Genomic DNA, 16,675 nt, shown 5'->3' on the forward strand with positions numbered 1-16,675 from the left:
GGCCACGCCGGAAGCGGGAAATCCGGTTCTGGAGGCTTTTGATCTTCGGTTGTGTTCGTCGATGCACTTTGTCACAAACGGCTGTCGATCTTTCATTACCCGTGGGTAACGTACGTCGTCACCTGGTCCAACGGCGGAAGAGGTGACCCACGTGCAGGCGATCCTGGACGCGATCATGGCTGCGGACGGCGCACGCGACCCGGCCGCGGAGCTGGCGGCGATCGGTGCGATTCCGATTCCGGAGAGTTACCGCGGGATGGCCGTGCGGGCCGGTGACGTCTCGATGTTCGACGGGATGGCCGCGCACGACAAGGATCCGCGGAAGGCGCTGCACCTGCAGGAGGTGCCGACGCCTGCGCTCGGGCCCGGCGAGGCGCTGATCGCGGTGATGGCCAGCGCGATCAACTACAACACGGTCTGGACCAGCATCTTCGAGCCGGTGCCGACGTTCGGCTTCCTCCGGCGGTACGGGCGACTCTCCGACCTCACCCGGCGTCACGACCTGCCCTATCACGTGGTCGGCTCGGACGCGGCCGGCGTGGTGCTGCGCACCGGCCCGGGCGTGACGCGGTGGAGGGCAGGTGACGAGGTGGTCGCGCACTGCCTGTCGGTGGAGCTGGAGGACGCGGCCGGCCACGACGACACGATGCTCGACCCGCAGCAGCGCATCTGGGGTTTCGAGACGAACTTCGGCGGCCTGGCCGAGATGGCCGTGGTCAAGAGCAACCAGCTGATGCCGAAGCCCGCGCACCTGAGCTGGGAGGAGGCGGCGTCACCGGGGCTGGTCAACTCGACGGCCTACCGGCAGTTGGTCTCGCGGCACGGTGCCCGGATGAAGCAGGGTGACGTGGTGCTGATCTGGGGCGCGTCCGGCGGACTCGGGTCCTACGCGGTGCAGATGGCGTTGCACGGCGGCGCGATCCCGGTGTGCGTGGTGTCCAGCCCGGCGAAGGCGGAGCTGTGCCGCCGGATGGGCGCGGAGCTGGTGATCGACCGGTCCGCGGAGGGCTACCGGTTCTGGACGGACGCGGACGAGCAGGATCCGCGCGAGTGGCGGCGGTTCGGCGAGCGGATCCGCGGGCTGACCGGCGGCGAGGACCCGGACATCGTGTTCGAGCATCCGGGCCGGGAGACGTTCGGCGCCAGCGTCTACGTCGCCAAGCGCGGCGGCACCGTGGTCACCTGCGCCTCGACCAGCGGATATCAGCACGAGTTCGACAATCGCTACCTGTGGATGAACCTGAAGCGGATCGTCGGCTCGCACTTCGCCAACTACCGGGAGGCGTGGGAGGCGAACCGGCTGGTCGCGCTGGGCCGCATCCACCCCACCGTGTCCCGCACCTATCCGCTGGAGCAGACCGGGCAGGCCGCGTTCGAGGTGCACCGCAACCGGCACCAGGGGAAGGTCGGTGTGCTGTGCCTGGCACCGGCCGAGGGGCTGGGGATCCGGGACCCGGAGTTCCGCGCGCCGCACGAGGCCGCGATCAACCGCTTCCGCGGCGCATAGATAAAACAGTGCCCGGAGGGTACGGCGGCGGGTGCACAACGGCGTGTACCCGCCGCCTCACGATGTGCTAACGTGCGCAACGCCTCGCACCGAGTCTGCAATTTTCCCTTTTTTGGGGCAAAGTTCAACGAGTCGGGGCTTACGGGGGTTAGTGCCCTATTAGGCCCGATATCCGACGTCAGCGAACCGCCTGCTCGGCCCCGTCGGCCGAGTGGTCGATCCCTGTTGGACCGAATCGGCGAGCAGCCCGGTGACCAGCGAAGTTGACCATGAAAGCGGTCCGGGACATGCCCCGCACGCTCTTGCGAAGCACCAGGGTACGTCTGCCAGTATGTCCCAATGCCCCAGCAGCAGGACTCTTCCCTCGCGTTCTTCGAGAGCGCGAAATCCGAGCACGACTTCACGGTCGTTCTCCGCGGTTACGACCGCGGCCAGGTGGACGCGCACCTGGGCCGGCTGGTCGCCGCCCTGAACCAGTCGGAGCAGGCGCGGGCCGAGGCCGAGCAGCGGATGAACGACGCGCAGCGCCGGCTGCGCCAGGCTGAGCAGCGACTCAGCTCGGTCGAGCAGAAGCTCACCGACACCAACAAGCAGCTCGAGGAGAACAACCGCCCGACGCTCTCCGGTCTCGGGACCCGCGTCGAGCAGATCCTCCGCCTCGCCGAGGAGCAGGCGAACGACCACCGCAGCGAGGCCAAGCGGGAGTCGGAGGGCATCCTCTCCGCCGCCCGCCTCGAGGCCCGCGAGATCACCGACAAGGCCCGCGCCGAGGCCGCCGCCATGAAGGCGACCGCGGAGCGCGAGGCCGGCCAGGTCCGCACGCACGCCGAGCGCGAGGCCGCCGAGGTCCGCGTGCAGGCCCGCCGCGAGGCCGACACGCTGCGCGCCGACGCCGACCGTGAGACCAAGCAGCTGCGCACCGTCACCGCCCACGAGGTCGCGGAGCTGAAGTCCACGGTCGAGCGCGAGGTCTCCACGCTGCGCGCCACCGCCGAGCGGGAGATCACCCAGCTCCGCGCGAAGGCGGCCCGCGAGGCCGAGGAGAAGCGCGCCGAGGCGACCAAGATGCTCACCGACGCCCGCGACAAGCGCGACAAGGACCTGCAGGCCCTCGCGCTGGAGCTCGCCGAGCGCCGGGAGAAGGCGGAGCGCGAGGAGTCGCAGCGCCACGCCGCCCAGGTCGCCGCCACGCAGAAGATGGTCGCCGAGGCCGAGGAGCGCGCCCGCGCCGCCGAGGACCGCGCCAAGGAGATCGAGCAGCGCGCCGAGGCCCGCCGCGTCGAGTCCGAGCGCAACGCGAACGAGACCGTCGAGAAGGCGAAGGCGCTCTCCGACAAGACCATCAACGAGGCCCGCGCCGAGGCACACCGCCTGGTCACCGAGGCCCGCACCGAGGCCGACCACACCACGCAGGCCGCGCGCCGCGAGGTCGAGGACCTGACCCGCCAGAAGGACGCCGTCACGTCCCAGCTCGGTCAGATGCTCTCCGGTCTGGCCGGCATCGTCCCCACGCCGGCCGCCGCCGCGCCCGCGGCCGCCGCTCCGGCCGCCGCCAAGCCCGAGGCCACGGACTCCGGCGACGCCTCCGACGAGAAGGTTCCGGCCAAGGCCGGCAACTGAGCACGATCCCGATCCGGGTTTGGCAGAACCCGGACGGTGACGCAGACGTCCCGTCAGGCCGGTGAATTCTCCGCGCGTGACGGGACGATGCGTTTGTGTGACGGCCAGGTTTGACCGGCGCTTCCAACAACTGCGACTACGGCGGCTCGTTGGTACGGTGGGTCCGCCGGGTTTGGCAGAGCCCGACAGCTCACCCGAAAAAGCGACAACACTGAGAAGCGCATACGTCCCGTCAGGCCGGTGTGTATCCGTGCAGGACGGGACGTGGCGTGTGTGAGGATGGAACCATGTCACACGGCGGGGAAATCTTCGATCTCGGCGACAACATGGCTCCGGAGCCCACCTTCGAGTCACAGTTCAAGGGCTACGATCGCAAACAGGTCGATCGGTACGTTGCCCGCGCCGAGGCCGAGATCGCTACGCTCGCCACCGAGCGAGAGCAGGCGTACGGCGAGATCCAGCGCATGGCCCGCGAGGTCGAACAGCTGAAGGCCGAGGTCGCGACGCAGCGCCGGCGGGCCGCCACCCCGGAGCGCGTGTCGTTCCGGCACCTCGGGCCGCGCGTGGAGCAGATCCTCGCGCTCGCCGAGGACCAGGCCGAGGCGATCCGCACCGAGGCGACCCAGGACATCGCGGACCGGCGCAACGAGGCCGACCGCGTCCTGAACGAGGCCCGCGAGGACGCGGACCGCATGGTCGCGGACGCCCGCACCCGTGCGCACGAGGCGGCCCGCGATTTCGAGATCGCGCTCGCCTCCCGCCGCACCGAGGAGGACAAGGTCGACGCGCAGCGCCGGACCACGGCCGAGGCGGAGATCGCGGCGGCGCGCGAGGAGGCCGACAGTGCCCGCAGCGAGGGGCAGGCCGCGCTGGCCCGCGCCCAGCAGGAGGCACGCCAGCTCACCGAGCAGACCAAGCAGTACGTGCAGCGCACCCGCGCCGAGACCGAGGCGTATGTGCAGTCCTCGCGCACCCAGGTGCAGCAGGAGCTGAGCCACTGGCGCAGCAGCGTCGAGCAGGAGATCAACCAGCGCAACGCCGCGGCCGAGCGCGAGCTGGCCGAGCTGCGCACCGCCGCGGAGCATGAGGTCGCGCAGCGCCGGACCGCGGCCGCGCAGGAGCTCAGCCAGCTCCGCGCCGAGGCGGAGAAGCAGATCGCCGACCAGCGGGCCGACGCCGAGCGCCAGCTCAACGAGGCCCGGCGCGCGGCGGACAAGGAGGCGGCCGAGGCGCACGCGCGGCTCACCGCGGTCCAGCAGGAGGTCACCACCACGCAGAAGCAGCTCAACACGCTGCGCGAGGAGATCTCCACGACCGAGTCCGCGCTGGCCGATCTGCGCGAGCAGACGATCACCGCGCAGCAGGAGTCGGACAGGGTCGCCGAAAAGCTCAGCGGCGTGCAGAAGCAGCTCGCCACGGAGCTGAAGCGGCTCTCCGACGCGCAGCGCTCCGCGGAGGCGGCCGAGCGGCACGCGTCCGACGTGCGCCGCCAGGTGCAGCGCGAGGCGAAGCGGGTCGCGGAGCTGGCGGCCGCGGCGGTGCTCGCGGCGGCGGCCGGCCCGGCGGATTCGGCGGACGACGCGGACTACGCTCCGGAGACGGACGAGAAGCCGGCGATGCCGGCGGGCAAGGCGGCGGTCACCGCTTCCGCGTCGGTCCCGGCTTCGGCGGTCCCGGCTTCCTCGGGGGGCATTCCGGTCCCAGCTTCCTCCGCGGGGACGTCGGTGCCGGGTTCCTCGGCGGGCGTTTCGGTCCCGTCGTCAGTGGCGGGCACGTCGTCCTTCGCGGGCACGTCGTCCTCGGCGGGCACGTCGCCCGTGGCGGGCACGTCGCCCGGCGCGGCCGTAGCCGCTTCGTCCGTGGCCGCTTCGCCGGCGAAGTCCTCGTCGCCCGAGGCGTCCTCGACCGGGTCTTCCGCCCCGAAATCTGTAAAGTCCGCAGCGTCCGCGGACGAGGCTTCCCCGGCCGGCGAATCGTCGGCGGATGACGCCCCGGAGGGCGACTCATCGGCGCGTGACTCGTCGGCACGTGACTCGTCAGCGCATAACTCGTCGGCACGTGACTCGTCAGCGCGTGACTCATCGGCGCGTGACTCGTCCGGTGGTGAGGCCACGCAGGTGATCACGCGGCAGGATCCGGTGAAGGCCGCGGAGGCGAAGCCGGACGCGCGGCCGACCGAGACCACGCAGGTCATCACGGGCGGCACCGAGACCACGCAGATCATCTCGGGCGAGGTCGAGACCACGCAAGTGATCTCGGCGGAGGCGATCCGGCAGGCGCAGGCCGCCGCGGTCGCGCCGAAGCAGACGGACGGCCCGCCGGCGTCGCTGAGCAACGCGACCGCCGCGCCGACCGCGGTCATGCCGACCGTGCCGTCCCGGGCAACCGCGCCGGACGCCCGCGACGGCAAGGCCGCCGAAGGGCTGAAGGCGGACTCCACCACGGTCTGAGGTTTCACCACGCGAGGGGCGGCCGGTCACGGCCGCCCCTCGCGTCGTTCATGGCACCGCTACCCCGCGCCGGATACGCTGCGCGCTGGAGGTGTGCAGGTGATCGAGAAGCCCGAGACAGCGGACGACGAGAGGCTCTCTCCCCCGGCCGGCACCAGTCCGGCCGCCGTCTCGCCGCCCGGTGGCCCCGCCGACTCCCCGCCGCCCGGTGGCCCCGCCGACGCCTCCGCGCACGTGATGAGCCGCGCCGACGCGCTCGACGCGTTCGGTGAGACGAAGTTCGGCGAGCCCGGCCGGCCGCTGCGCCGCAACCCGTTCCTGATCGGTTTCCTCGGCGGCCTCGGCCTCGCCCTGGCGTACGCGGTGTTCCTCGGGCTGAGCAACGCGTCGTCCGTACTGGTGCTGGTCTTCATCGCCCTTTTCCTCGCGGTCGGCCTGCACCCCGCCGTGGTCCGCCTGCAGCGCTGGCGCGTACCCCGCGGCCTGGCCGTCGCCCTGGTGGTGCTCTTCGTGGTCGGCCTGATCGTCGGCGGCATCACCGCGCTGGTTCCGCCGATCGTCACCCAGGTCGGCGGCTTCGTCGAGCAACTGCCCTCCTACGTGGAGGCGTTGCAGCGCAGCCGCACGCTGCGCGAGCTGATCCAGGACTACGACCTGGTGGAGAAGGTCCAGTCGATGGTCAGCACGGAGAACGCCTCGCGCGTCTTCGGCGGCGTGTTCGGCGGCGCGCGCCTGTTCTTCGGCACGGTCTTCAACGTGCTCACCGTGCTCATCCTGACCATCTACTTCCTGGCCTCGTTCGAGCGCATGAAGCGGGCCGGCTACCTCCTCGTGCCCGCGTCCCGCCGCGCCCGGGTCCAGCTGATCGGCGACGAGATCCTGGCGAAGGTCGGCGCCTACCTGGTCGGCGCGCTCGCCATCGCGCTGCTGTGCGGCCTGTCCACGTTCGTGTTCGCGCTGGCCGTCGGCCTCGCCTACCCGTTCGCGCTGGCCATCGTGGTCGCCATCTGCGACCTCATCCCGCAGATCGGCGCGACGCTCGGCGCCATCGTGGTCAGCCTGGTCGGCTTCGCCACGTCCCTGCCCATCGGCATCGCCTGCGTCATCTTCTTCCTCCTCTACCAGCAGGTCGAGAACTACCTCATCTACCCCAAGGTCATGCGCCGCTCCGTCGAGGTCAGCGACGTCGCCGCCATCGTCGCCGCCCTCCTCGGCGTCTCCCTCTTCGGCGTCATCGGCGCCCTGGTCGCCATACCCGCGGTCGCCGCCGTCCAGATCATCATCCGAGAGGTCCTCATCCCCCGCCAAGCCACCCGCTGACTTCGTGGAATCTCAAGAAGGCCACGTGTGAGTGATATGCAGACGCGAGCAAAACATGCAATTTGCAGTTTTTGCGTCGTCCGTAAAAATGCCCACGACCAGCGCTTTGCGTGAATTCGCACTTCAGGGGCATCGACTAGGCCGAAGCGGCCCGACATGGGAGGCTAACTCCAGCGGTGTGACCTCCACCGGCAGACGATCGACGCAGTCGTGTAGACGTACGTCGATTTCGTTCCGAATGCCGCTGTGGATAGTATGTCGGCGACTTACCCGCGGGCGCATTGAACACCTCGCCCATGTGAGTGAGGAGATCGCCAACAGGAGGAATCGTGACTGATCCGCCGCACGTCGCCGGATCCGCGGCACCCTCCGATCCTGCGCTTCTTGTCGCTCTACTCCGCGACGCCATGCCTTCCACACTGGTCGAGGCTGCACGCGAACTGGGGCTCGATTCACCGAGCGACAGTCCGCACGAGTTCGAGGTCGCGCGCCTCGTCGAGTGGATCGATGGACAGTCACCCGCAGCGGACGGATCCATTCCACTGGTCCACTTCGTGGAGCGGGTTGCGCACGATCCAACCTCCTCCGCCATCAGTCACGCCCTCCACGACTGGATCAACACGCTGGCCGGCCTCGACACCGGTCAGCAGCGGGAAATTCACCTCACGGCACTCCGCAGGGCAGTCCGCCACCATCCGCCGGGTCACGAAGCATATACTCATGGTGAGGATGGACAAATCGGTCCAATCGAAGCGACTCAGGCAGGAGACGTCGGAGCCTTGTCCAGTTTCGCGCTGGCCCACACGCCACTCGCCGTGGGAATCGCAAAGTCGGGAGGCGCGCCGGAGCCTGTGCGCATCTGGGGTGGCGTCCCCCTTCGCAATCCCGACTTCACCGGTCGGGAAACTCTGCTGTCCAACCTCCGCAAGGCCCTCGAAACCCGGTCTGCAGCATCCGTGCTGCCGCAGACCCTGCACGGGATGGGCGGCGTCGGCAAGACCCAGCTGGCGGTCGAGTTCGTCTACCGGTACTCCGACCAGTACGACATCGTCTGGTGGATCGCCGCCGAGCAGCAAACGCTCGTCCTTCAATCCCTGTTCGAACTGGGCCGCCGGCTCGGGCTACCACAAACGCAAGACATGCGCCAGACCGCGACCATGGTCATGGATGCGCTGGCCACCACCAAGCTCCGATGGCTACTGGTGTACGACAACGCACTGGAGCCGAACGACGTCACCGGGCTCGTCCCCTCCTCCGGCGGACACGTCATTCTCACGTCGCGCAACCAAACGTGGGCCAGCGTGTGGGACGCCATCGAAGTGGACGTCTTCGACCGCCCGGAGAGTGTGGAGCTGATCCGCAAGCGTGGTGACGTCATCACGCGCGAGGACGCCGAAAAGCTGGCGGAAAAGCTAGGCGATCTTCCCCTCGCCCTTGACCAGGCCGCATCCTGGCAACAGGCAACTCGGATGCCGGTCAGCGAGTACCTCGAGCTCTTTGACCACCACGTGCGCGAACTACTGGACGAGGGACGACCCGCGTCCTACCCGATGACCGTCGCAGCCTTCGTCAACCTCGCCTTCGAGAAGCTTCGGGTTGACGCGCCCGCCGTCGCACAACTGCTGGAACTGTTCGCGTTCCTGGGCGCGGAGCCGCTCTCGGTGAGCTTATTGCGGTCTGCAAAGAACAGCGCCGTCTCACAGCCACTGGCTGGCGTGCTGCGTGATTCGATCAAGCTGAATCGCACTATTCGCGCACTTAGGCAGTACGGGTTGGCGAAGGTCGGCGGCGACCAATCCATCCAGGTTCATCGCCTGGTCCAGCTAGTGATCCGGGAAGGGCTCAGCGACGATCTTGCGGAGCAGAGCCGCAGGAACGCACAGGCCATCCTCTCCGCGGCTAATCCGGAGGCACCGGACGACAGCTCGTCCTGGCCGACTTATGCGCAGATCGAGCCGCATCTGCAGTTGGCCGGTCTCGTCGACTCCCAGCTGCGGGACGCACACCAGGCGGTCATCGACCAGATCCGCTACCTGTACATCATCGGCGATGCCGACGGATCCTGCCGCTTGGGCGAGATCGCCGTCGATGCCTGGCGCAAGAACCGAACCGCGCCCAACCTCGGGCCGTCCGGAGGACACACGCTGCTCGCCATGCGGCATCTGGCGAATGCGCTGCGCGAAACCGGCCGGACGGAACGCGCCCGGAAGCTGAACGACGAGGCCGTGCGCGGCTTCGAGCAGAACCCGGAGTACGGACGGCTACATGAGCACACGCTCTACACGCTGAGCAACATCGGCGCCGATCTGCGGATCGCCGGTGATCTCAACGGGGCGTTGGCATCTGAAGACGACACAGTCGAACGACACCGGGCCGCCTACGGCGACGACGATCCGGAGACCCTCCGCATCCTTGGAAACCGAGCGGTGAGCCTCCGCCTGCTGAGTCGCTTCGATGAGGCGCACGGCGCGGACCAGCAGGCGATCTCACGCCTTCGCGACCTCTTCGGCGACAGTCATTGGCGCACGCTGGCCGCACAGGCGAATCTGGCGCGCGATCTGTATGGGCTCGGTCGGTACGAGGAAGCGCTGGCCCTGCTGCAACGCATCGTCCCGCTGCAACACTCGGTCCTCGGCGAACGGCACCCCTATACATTGCTGGCGATCCGGACGCTCGGCGTCGCTCTACGCAAGTCTGGCGCCTACGCCGAGGCATTGCCATATGCCCGCAACAACTACCGAGACGTCACTGCCCGATACGGTACGGATCACGAGAATGCGCTGAGCGCGGCCGTGACGCTCGCCAACACGCTGCGGGCCCTTGGCCAAGCCGGAGAGGCCCGTAACCTCGCTACCGGCGCGCTCACGACGTATCGCCGCGTCTTCGGTGACGAGCATCCGCTGACGCTGGCGGCGGCCACTAACACCGCGATCGTCCATCGCGCGCTCGGCGAGCATCGTGAGGCTTTTGACCTGGACAACCAGACGTTCCAGGCGCTGACCCGCACTCTCGGCGAGAATCATGGATACACGCTCTGCGCCGCGTCGAACCACGCCAACAACCTCGCGCAAGCACACGACGCGACCGCAGCCCGCGATCTGTCCGAGAAGACGCTGGACCTATCTCGGTCCGCACGTGGTCGCCGACACCCTTACACGCTCTCCTGTGCGGTCAACACCGCGTTCGATCGCATCGCGACAGGAGACGCCGTCAGCGGTCAGGCGCTGCTCGACGAGACGATCGTGGCATTGAGCGAAATCCTCGGCCCAGACCATCCGGAAGCGGTCGACGCCAGCCGTGGCAAGCGGGCGGAGTGCGACATCGAGCCCCCACCCACCTGAGCCGGTCTCAAGTCACGGAATGCTGCCGAAAGCGGCGATATTCTCCGCCGTCGGCGACAGCCCTTGAAGCACCTGCTCAAGGGCGTCGTCGAGGTCGGCTGATCCTGCGGCCAGCAGATCGTCGAGCGGCAATCCCCGGACGTCCTTCAGCATCGACGCCTCGTCGAGCGGTTCGTGGCTGTTGTCGAACATGCAGGCCTCCGCACCCTTGTCTCACGAGCGGGGGATCGGGACGCAGACGTCGGCAACATTGGCGACCGGGCAGGAGCTGGCGCCCGCGACTGCATCGCGATCCGGGTGCGACGCAATCGTCGCCGAGAGGCCATCACGAGTGAGGAGCGCCCCGCGCGCTCGGCAGTCTCGTACGCACTCTGACAGTATCTTACGCTCCGTACGGCGCCTTTCACAGACGAACATCACTACGCTGCGCCACGAATAGCGCCCCGTGGGATTCTGGTCAGGACCGTCCGTTCCGGACTGACCAGGCCTCATGTTTGCGCACCAGTTCCTCCCGCGATCGCTGGGTGATCACGGCGGGCAACGGCCGCGCGTCCAGCTCGTCGATGGCCGCGCCCATCGCAGTCACGAACCGGCGGCCGGCCGGCGTCAGCTCCGCCGAGCCGTCCAGCCCCGCCCATCCGGCCCGGACCTCCGCCCGCATCGCGGCGAACTGCGCCTCCGCCTCCGGATCGTGGCCGCGCAGCCGCGACCACGCGTCGGCCACCCCCAGGAACGCGTAGACCCCCTGCAACAGCCCGCCGGTCGGCCGCGGATCGGTCCGCCACGGTGCGAAGTGCCGTTCCGCGCCGGACGGCTCGTACATCGGGCACAGCGCCAGCACCGCGCTCAACTTCGAGTGCTGGAACTCGTGCACCAGCGTCACCACCAGGTCCACCGCGGACAGCGGCCGGGTCAGCCCGACCATGCCGAACGAGTCGCGGCCGGTTCCGCTGCGCGCGGCACCGGTGCCGTCGTCGTGCAGCGGCACCAGCACGCGCAGGCCGGCGGCCAGCTCCGGGGCCCGCTCCGGCAGCACCCGCCCGAGCAGGTCCCACGCCTCCGCGAACACGGAACTCCAGCCTGCGGCCTCGTTCTCGGCGAGCCGGCCGGCAGGTGGCGCGTGGTAGGAGTCGCGGTAGGGGTCGCCGTCCTCCAGCACGACGCCGGCGCCCAGCGCACGCCTCGGTTCCCAGGACGAGGCCTCCCCGGGCACGCGCAGCAGCCGTCCCGCGCACGCCAGCGTCACGGCACCTCCGGTGACGGTGATCCGGACCGGGCCGTCGGACGTGCCGCCCGGCAGCCGCGCCGTGCCCAGCCCGGGCAGCGTGATCGCGCCGCCGGTCGCGTACCCCCAGGTCCCGGCGTCGAGTCCGGTCTCCGCGGCGGCCGCGGCCGCGAGCGCGCCCAGGTAACCGAGGTCCGCGGAGGCGACCTCACCGGACCGTAGCCGCCGGACCGCCCCCGCCGCCCACGCGCCGGTCAGCGGGCTGCCGAGCAGCCGTTCGTACACCTCCGGCTTGCGTTTCTGCGCCGCCGCCAGCGCGGCCACCGCCTCGTCCCGGTGCTCGGCCGGGCCGGGCCAGTGCGTGCAGACGTAGCGCAGGAGCAGCAGCGTGCGGCTCAGCTGGCTCTCCGCGAGCCGCCGGACCGCGCCCGCCCCGCCGAGGCCGGTGGCGAGCGCGGCGAAGTCGTCGTCGCTGAGACGGTGGAAATCAGTCACGGTGCGAGGCCGCCAATCTCTGGTGCACGTCGTCCGACACCGCCCTGATCACGTGGCGGATCAGCGCGGTCATGTCGGCGCAGTACACGGTCGGGTTGAGGAAGCCCGCTCCTGCCCGGTAGCGATGTGCGTAGTGCCCGGCGCCGCAGACGGTGTGCAGCGGGCAGGATCGGCAGGTACTGCATAGTGCCCGCAGCCCGATCTGACGAGCCACCACGCCGGGATTCCCGAACGCCGCATCGAACGGATCGGCGAACACGGTCAGCCCGGTCGCGCACGCGCCCGGATAGGCCGACTTCAGCGAGTCGACCTGCTCGATCGCGCCGTCCGACTCCACCACCGCGACCGCCACCGGGCTGAGCCCCACCTGCTCGGACCGCCCGCCCTGGCCCAGGATCAGCCGGATCACGTCCTCGAACAGCCGGATCCGGATCGGCTGCGGGCGCTCCGAATACCAAAGATCAAAGACTTTGATGAGCCATTCAGCGTACGGCGCATCAGCGCCCGGTCCCGGAACACTCTCCCAATTCGCGTGCGGCAACAGGAAGTCGAGGACCGGTGGCGCATAGCCGCGCAGATGCGCGTAGGCCGCGACCGGGTCCTGCGTGATGTCCACGGTGGCCAGCAGCCCCGCGTAGACGTCTCGATGCTCGGGCGCGGTGAGCAGCCGCAACGCCCGGTCGACCCCGTCGCTGCTGCCCCGCCCGTCCGCGTACCGCCGATGCCGGTCGTTCGCCTCCGCGGTCCCGTCGAAGCTGACTCCCACCCGTACCCCGTGGGATTGAAGCAATTGGAGCATCGGCTCGTCGAGCAGCAGCGCGTTCGTCTGCAGCTGCAGTTCGAGCGCGGTGACCGGCGCGATCGCCGCCCGGAGGTCGGCGAGCAGCGGCTCCAGCCCGGCCGCGCCCATCAGGAGCGGCTCCCCGCCGTGCAGGATCACCCGCACGCGTGGCAGCTCGTGGTCGCGGGCGTGGTCCGCGATCCGCGCCGCCGCGGCCCGCCACGTGTCCGGCGCCATCAGCATCGGCCGGTCCCGCCAGCTCTGGTCCGCCATCGTGTAGACGTAGCAGTAGTCGCAGGCCAGGTTGCAGCGCTGGTGCACCTTGAGCACGAAGTCCCGGAACGGCGTCGGCCGCCACCCGTCCGCGCGCAGCTCCGCGAGATCGAGCTCCGCGTCCGGCCAGCGCGGCCGCACCACGACCGGAATGGGGCCGTTCATCGTCTCGTCCCTTCGGATCGGCCGGCGTCCGAATACTAGGTCGGCGGCGGCTCCACATCACACTCGCCTCGCTGACCCTGACGGAGAGCCGACACGTGCGGGTGACCCTCGCCGAGCAGCTCCTCCAGTGTGGTCAGGCACTCCTGCAGCCCCGGGATCTCGCCGCCGCGACCGTCGAGCAGCCCGTAGTTGACCGCGCACGTCACCGTTTCGGGGTGGTTCTCGCCGCGCACCTTGCACATGAGCTTCCAGGTGCCCGCCAGCAGCCCGGCCGCCGACTCCTCCTCGTGCACCATGGCCAGATCGTTCGCCAGTCCCATCGACGCCGCGAGCGTGTACGGATGCTCCTCCCCCACGGTCTGGCGAAGCGCCTCGACCGTGAGGCGATCGATCTGCCGCGCCTTCCGTCCCTCGCCCTGAGCGCGGAGGATGATGCCGAAGTTGACCGAGGCGGCGAGGGAGAGCGGGTTGCGGTCGCCGAAGCTACGCCGGTAGCGGTGGATGGCCATGGTGGCCAGGTCCCAGGCGGAGGCGAACTGGCCGGTCGCGCAGAGCGTGTTGGCGTAGGTCATCACGGAGGCGAGCGTGTTCTCGTGGTCGGACTGGTACGTGCCCTGACAGTTCAGGTAGTTCTCCCGGCTTTCGGCCAGCGCCCGGTCGAGGTCGCCCGCCTTGCGCGCCGCGATGGCGAGGGTCCGGGCACCGATCAGCGCGTGATCGTGGCGGGCACCGAGCTCTCGCTTGATCAGCGGCAGCACCCGCTCCATGATCTCCAGTGCCTCCTGGTAGCGACCGAGGCCGTAGAGGTCGCGGGCCACGTTGGAGTCTGACAGCATCGTCCAGAAATTGACGGGGCCGAACAGCCGCGAGCGCTCCTTCGCCACGTACCGGTCGATCTTCAGCGCGCGGGCGAAGTCGCCCATCAGCCGGAGACTGACCGCCTCGTTGCTCTGCCCGCCGATGATCCGCGCCGGTGTCTCCGACAGGCGGCGCAGCGTCCGCAGACGGTTCTGCTCCATCTCCAGCGACTCGGCGTAGTTCCCGAGGTACCGGCGATGCCGGGCGACCTGCACCGCGATCCCGATCACCAGATCGTGATCCGGGCCGAAGCTCTCGTCGCACCGGATCCGGTTCCACAGGTCGTCGGCGACCTTCGTCGCGGCCGCGTAGTTGCCGGTCATGTCCAGCGCCTGCAGCAGACGCCGACGGCATTGGTAGACCTCCTCGGTCCACGGGGCGCCGTCCGCCTCCCAGGCCGCCAGCGCCTCCTCGGCCAGCCGCACGGACTCGGAGGGCTCACCGTAGAGGGTCAGGTATCGGATCTGGTCGAGCACGGTGCCGCGCGCTTCCGGATCCGCGTTGTCCACCAGACCGGACACCCGCACGTGCCGCCGGATCTGGGAGTGCATGTCCCAGGTGACCTGGTCGGCCGGATCTCCCGGATTGGCGGAGCTGAGCAGGCGGTGCGCGCTGGCCCGGGCGAGCCGCAGGTCCTCGGCGCTCAGCGCGTCGCGCACGATGAACTGGACCAGCCGGTGCACCTCCAGCCGCTTGGCGTCCTCCCCCACGCGGACCAGGCCGTACCGGCCGAGCCGCCAGACCACGGCCTCGAGCTCGGTCGGGTCGTCCAGTATCCGGCCGAGCGGATCGGGGATCGCGACGCCGCCCGCCCGTTGCAGGAGCGCCAGCGGGACCGGCTCCGCGGCGAGGCAGGACAGCATGTCGAGCAGCTGCGCCGCGCCGAGCGACTCCTGCCGTAGCCGGTCGTAGGCCAGGCCGAACGCGCGCGCGACGGTCTCGGAGTAGCCCGCGGGGCCGCCCTGGGAGAGGACGGCGACGGCGCGGCTCTCCAGCAGCCGCAGATATTCGCCGGCCGGCGTGCGCGTGTGTGACTGCATCGCTGCCACCTGCTCCAGCGCCAGCGGCATGTCACCGAGGAACTCGGCGAGCCGTTCCGCGTCGGAGAACGAGATCCGGCGGTCGCGGCTGCGCAGCAGCTCGATGCTCTCCGGCCGCTGGAAGACGCCGACCTCGACCAGCCGGCCATATCCCCGCCAGGACCGGGTGTCCGTCGTCGTGATGAGGACGTCTCCTCCCGATTTGGGCAGCAGGGCTCCGATCTCCGGCACCGAACCGGCATTGTCGTAGATCATTAGCCAGCGGCCGACCGCGCCGGACTCGAGCCGGTTGAGAACATTGCGCACGGTCTGCTGCACGGAACGACTCTGCTGGATCTCCAGCTGGTCAGCGATGTGTGCGATCTCCGCGGGCGCCACGTCGGACTGCTCCGCGGGGATCCACCAGATCCGGTCGTAGTCGCCGCGGTGCCGATGCGCGTATTCCACGGCCAGCTGCGTCTTCCCCATGCCGCCGGGCCCGTGCAGCACGACCGGCCGGCGTGGAGTGGACTCCAGCTCGGCCGCCACTCGGTCGAGCAACTCTCGCCGGCCGGTGAACCCGGGATTCCGGAGCGGGAGACCGGCGCCCGCGGAACCCTCAGCCGAGAGCATGCCCGTCATCCCGGTGAGCGAGGTGAGATGCTCGACGTGGTCACGGCCGCGCTGCGCGTCGTACGCCGCCAGCCACATCGCATGGACCCGGCGTATCTCCGACGCCGGATCGGGCCTGTGCACCGCCGTGGTGGCGAGCTGCCGGACCACACACTCCACCTTGACCCACCTGGACAACCACTCTCCACGAAGGATCGCGCTGACCGTCTCGTGGCTGACCGTGTCCGGCATGTCGTCGCGCTCGCCGATCGCGGCGCTGACCCTGCGGTACGCCGGGCGCCCCGCGGCACGGTAGAGCGACTGCAGCTCGGCGACGAGTTCTGCGCGCGGGCCGTCCGAGCCACCCGGTCCGGAATCTCCATGGGCCACCCGTCACGCTCCAGATCACGCCTGCCGGCACCGCACTGCCCGATGCCAACAACCGTCAGGTTCTGTCAGAGACAGGATTCCACACAAACACACGGTCCGACAGGAGCAATCATTCGGCTCTCTATTAGGCGGGCGGCGCGGGCACGGAACGGGAAATCCCTATCAGCAGATCCTGGAAATTCCGTCACTCGATGGATGAATACGGGATTCGCGCCCGTCAGCCGGAATGGCTCGGCCTTTCGGAGGATGCGGAACGCACGATCGACACACCCGCGAAGGCGGAGGGCGCCGCTCCGGCGAGGGAGGCGGCGCCCTGCGGCGGTCGGGGAACGGCTCAGGGAGCCGCACCGAACGCGGCAAGGTTCTCACTGCCGGACGACATCGAGCGCAGAACGCCCTCCAGCGCGTCGTCGAGGCCCGGGACCGCGGGTGTCAGCAGGTCGTCCAACGGCAGGCTGCGAACGTCGCACAGCTCAACCGTGACATCCGGGACGGCATCGGCGATGTTCACGAAAAGTACTCCCGAATGGCTACGCACGTCTGGCCCCCTATTTTGACCGGTTTGTGCGGGCCGGGCTCGCGCGGCGCGCGGATCTCACTCCCACTTCTTGTGGCAGCA

Annotated in this window: 10 protein-coding genes; 5 read left to right on the top strand and 5 right to left on the bottom strand. The window is 69.6% G+C overall.

What is annotated here, in order from left to right:
- Window positions 1-151 precede the first annotated feature (151 nt).
- The 5 genes from ccrA (at window position 152) to fxsT (J2S43_RS29105) (ending at window position 10,238) form a co-directional block, all read left to right on the top strand.
- On the top strand, window positions 152-1,507 hold the full coding sequence (gene ccrA, locus J2S43_RS29085; RefSeq protein WP_306834599.1) for a crotonyl-CoA carboxylase/reductase: 1,356 nt from the start codon (window positions 152-154) through the stop codon (window positions 1,505-1,507).
- 339 nt (window positions 1,508-1,846) lie between these two features.
- The gene (locus J2S43_RS29090) at window positions 1,847-3,127 is read left to right on the top strand and encodes a DivIVA domain-containing protein (protein ID WP_306834602.1); all 1,281 of its coding nucleotides are present in this window, start codon (window positions 1,847-1,849) and stop codon (window positions 3,125-3,127) included.
- Between the two features lie 287 nt (window positions 3,128-3,414).
- Window positions 3,415-5,577: a Laminin subunit beta-1 gene (locus J2S43_RS29095; protein WP_306834604.1), complete on the top strand. Its 2,163-nt coding sequence runs from the start codon at window positions 3,415-3,417 to the stop codon at window positions 5,575-5,577.
- 237 nt (window positions 5,578-5,814) lie between these two features.
- Window positions 5,815-6,897: an AI-2E family transporter gene (locus J2S43_RS29100; protein WP_306839520.1), complete on the top strand. Its 1,083-nt coding sequence runs from the start codon at window positions 5,815-5,817 to the stop codon at window positions 6,895-6,897.
- A 329-nt stretch (window positions 6,898-7,226) separates the two neighbouring features.
- Entirely contained in the window at window positions 7,227-10,238 is a 3,012-nt protein-coding gene (fxsT, locus tag J2S43_RS29105) for an FxSxx-COOH system tetratricopeptide repeat protein (protein ID WP_306834606.1), read from the top strand.
- A gap of 12 nt (window positions 10,239-10,250) precedes the next feature.
- On the opposite strand, the gene J2S43_RS29110 is transcribed toward fxsT (J2S43_RS29105), so the two are convergent.
- From J2S43_RS29110 to J2S43_RS29130, 5 genes are all read right to left on the bottom strand, one after another.
- Window positions 10,251-10,430 carry an FxSxx-COOH-like cyclophane-containing RiPP peptide gene (locus J2S43_RS29110; RefSeq protein ID WP_306834608.1) on the bottom strand — a complete coding sequence of 60 codons (180 nt, stop codon included), beginning with the start codon at window positions 10,428-10,430 and terminating at the stop codon, window positions 10,251-10,253.
- A gap of 265 nt (window positions 10,431-10,695) precedes the next feature.
- Window positions 10,696-11,958, bottom strand: coding sequence for an HEXXH motif domain-containing protein (locus tag J2S43_RS29115; RefSeq protein ID WP_306834610.1), 1,263 nt, complete (start codon window positions 11,956-11,958; stop codon window positions 10,696-10,698).
- Window positions 11,951-13,177, bottom strand: coding sequence for an FxsB family cyclophane-forming radical SAM/SPASM peptide maturase (locus J2S43_RS29120; RefSeq protein ID WP_306834612.1), 1,227 nt, complete (start codon window positions 13,175-13,177; stop codon window positions 11,951-11,953). The genes J2S43_RS29115 and J2S43_RS29120 overlap by 8 nt, the downstream gene beginning before the upstream one ends.
- A 35-nt stretch (window positions 13,178-13,212) precedes the next feature.
- On the bottom strand, window positions 13,213-16,056 hold the full coding sequence (gene fxsT / locus J2S43_RS29125) for an FxSxx-COOH system tetratricopeptide repeat protein (protein ID WP_306834613.1): 2,844 nt from the start codon (window positions 16,054-16,056) through the stop codon (window positions 13,213-13,215).
- A 334-nt stretch (window positions 16,057-16,390) separates the two neighbouring features.
- Complete coding sequence (locus J2S43_RS29130; RefSeq protein ID WP_306834615.1) at window positions 16,391-16,567, bottom strand: hypothetical protein; 177 nt, start codon at window positions 16,565-16,567, stop codon at window positions 16,391-16,393.
- Window positions 16,568-16,675 lie beyond the last annotated feature (108 nt).

The organism is Catenuloplanes nepalensis (genome assembly GCF_030811575.1).
Classification (GTDB): Bacteria; Actinomycetota; Actinomycetes; order Mycobacteriales; family Micromonosporaceae; genus Catenuloplanes; species Catenuloplanes nepalensis.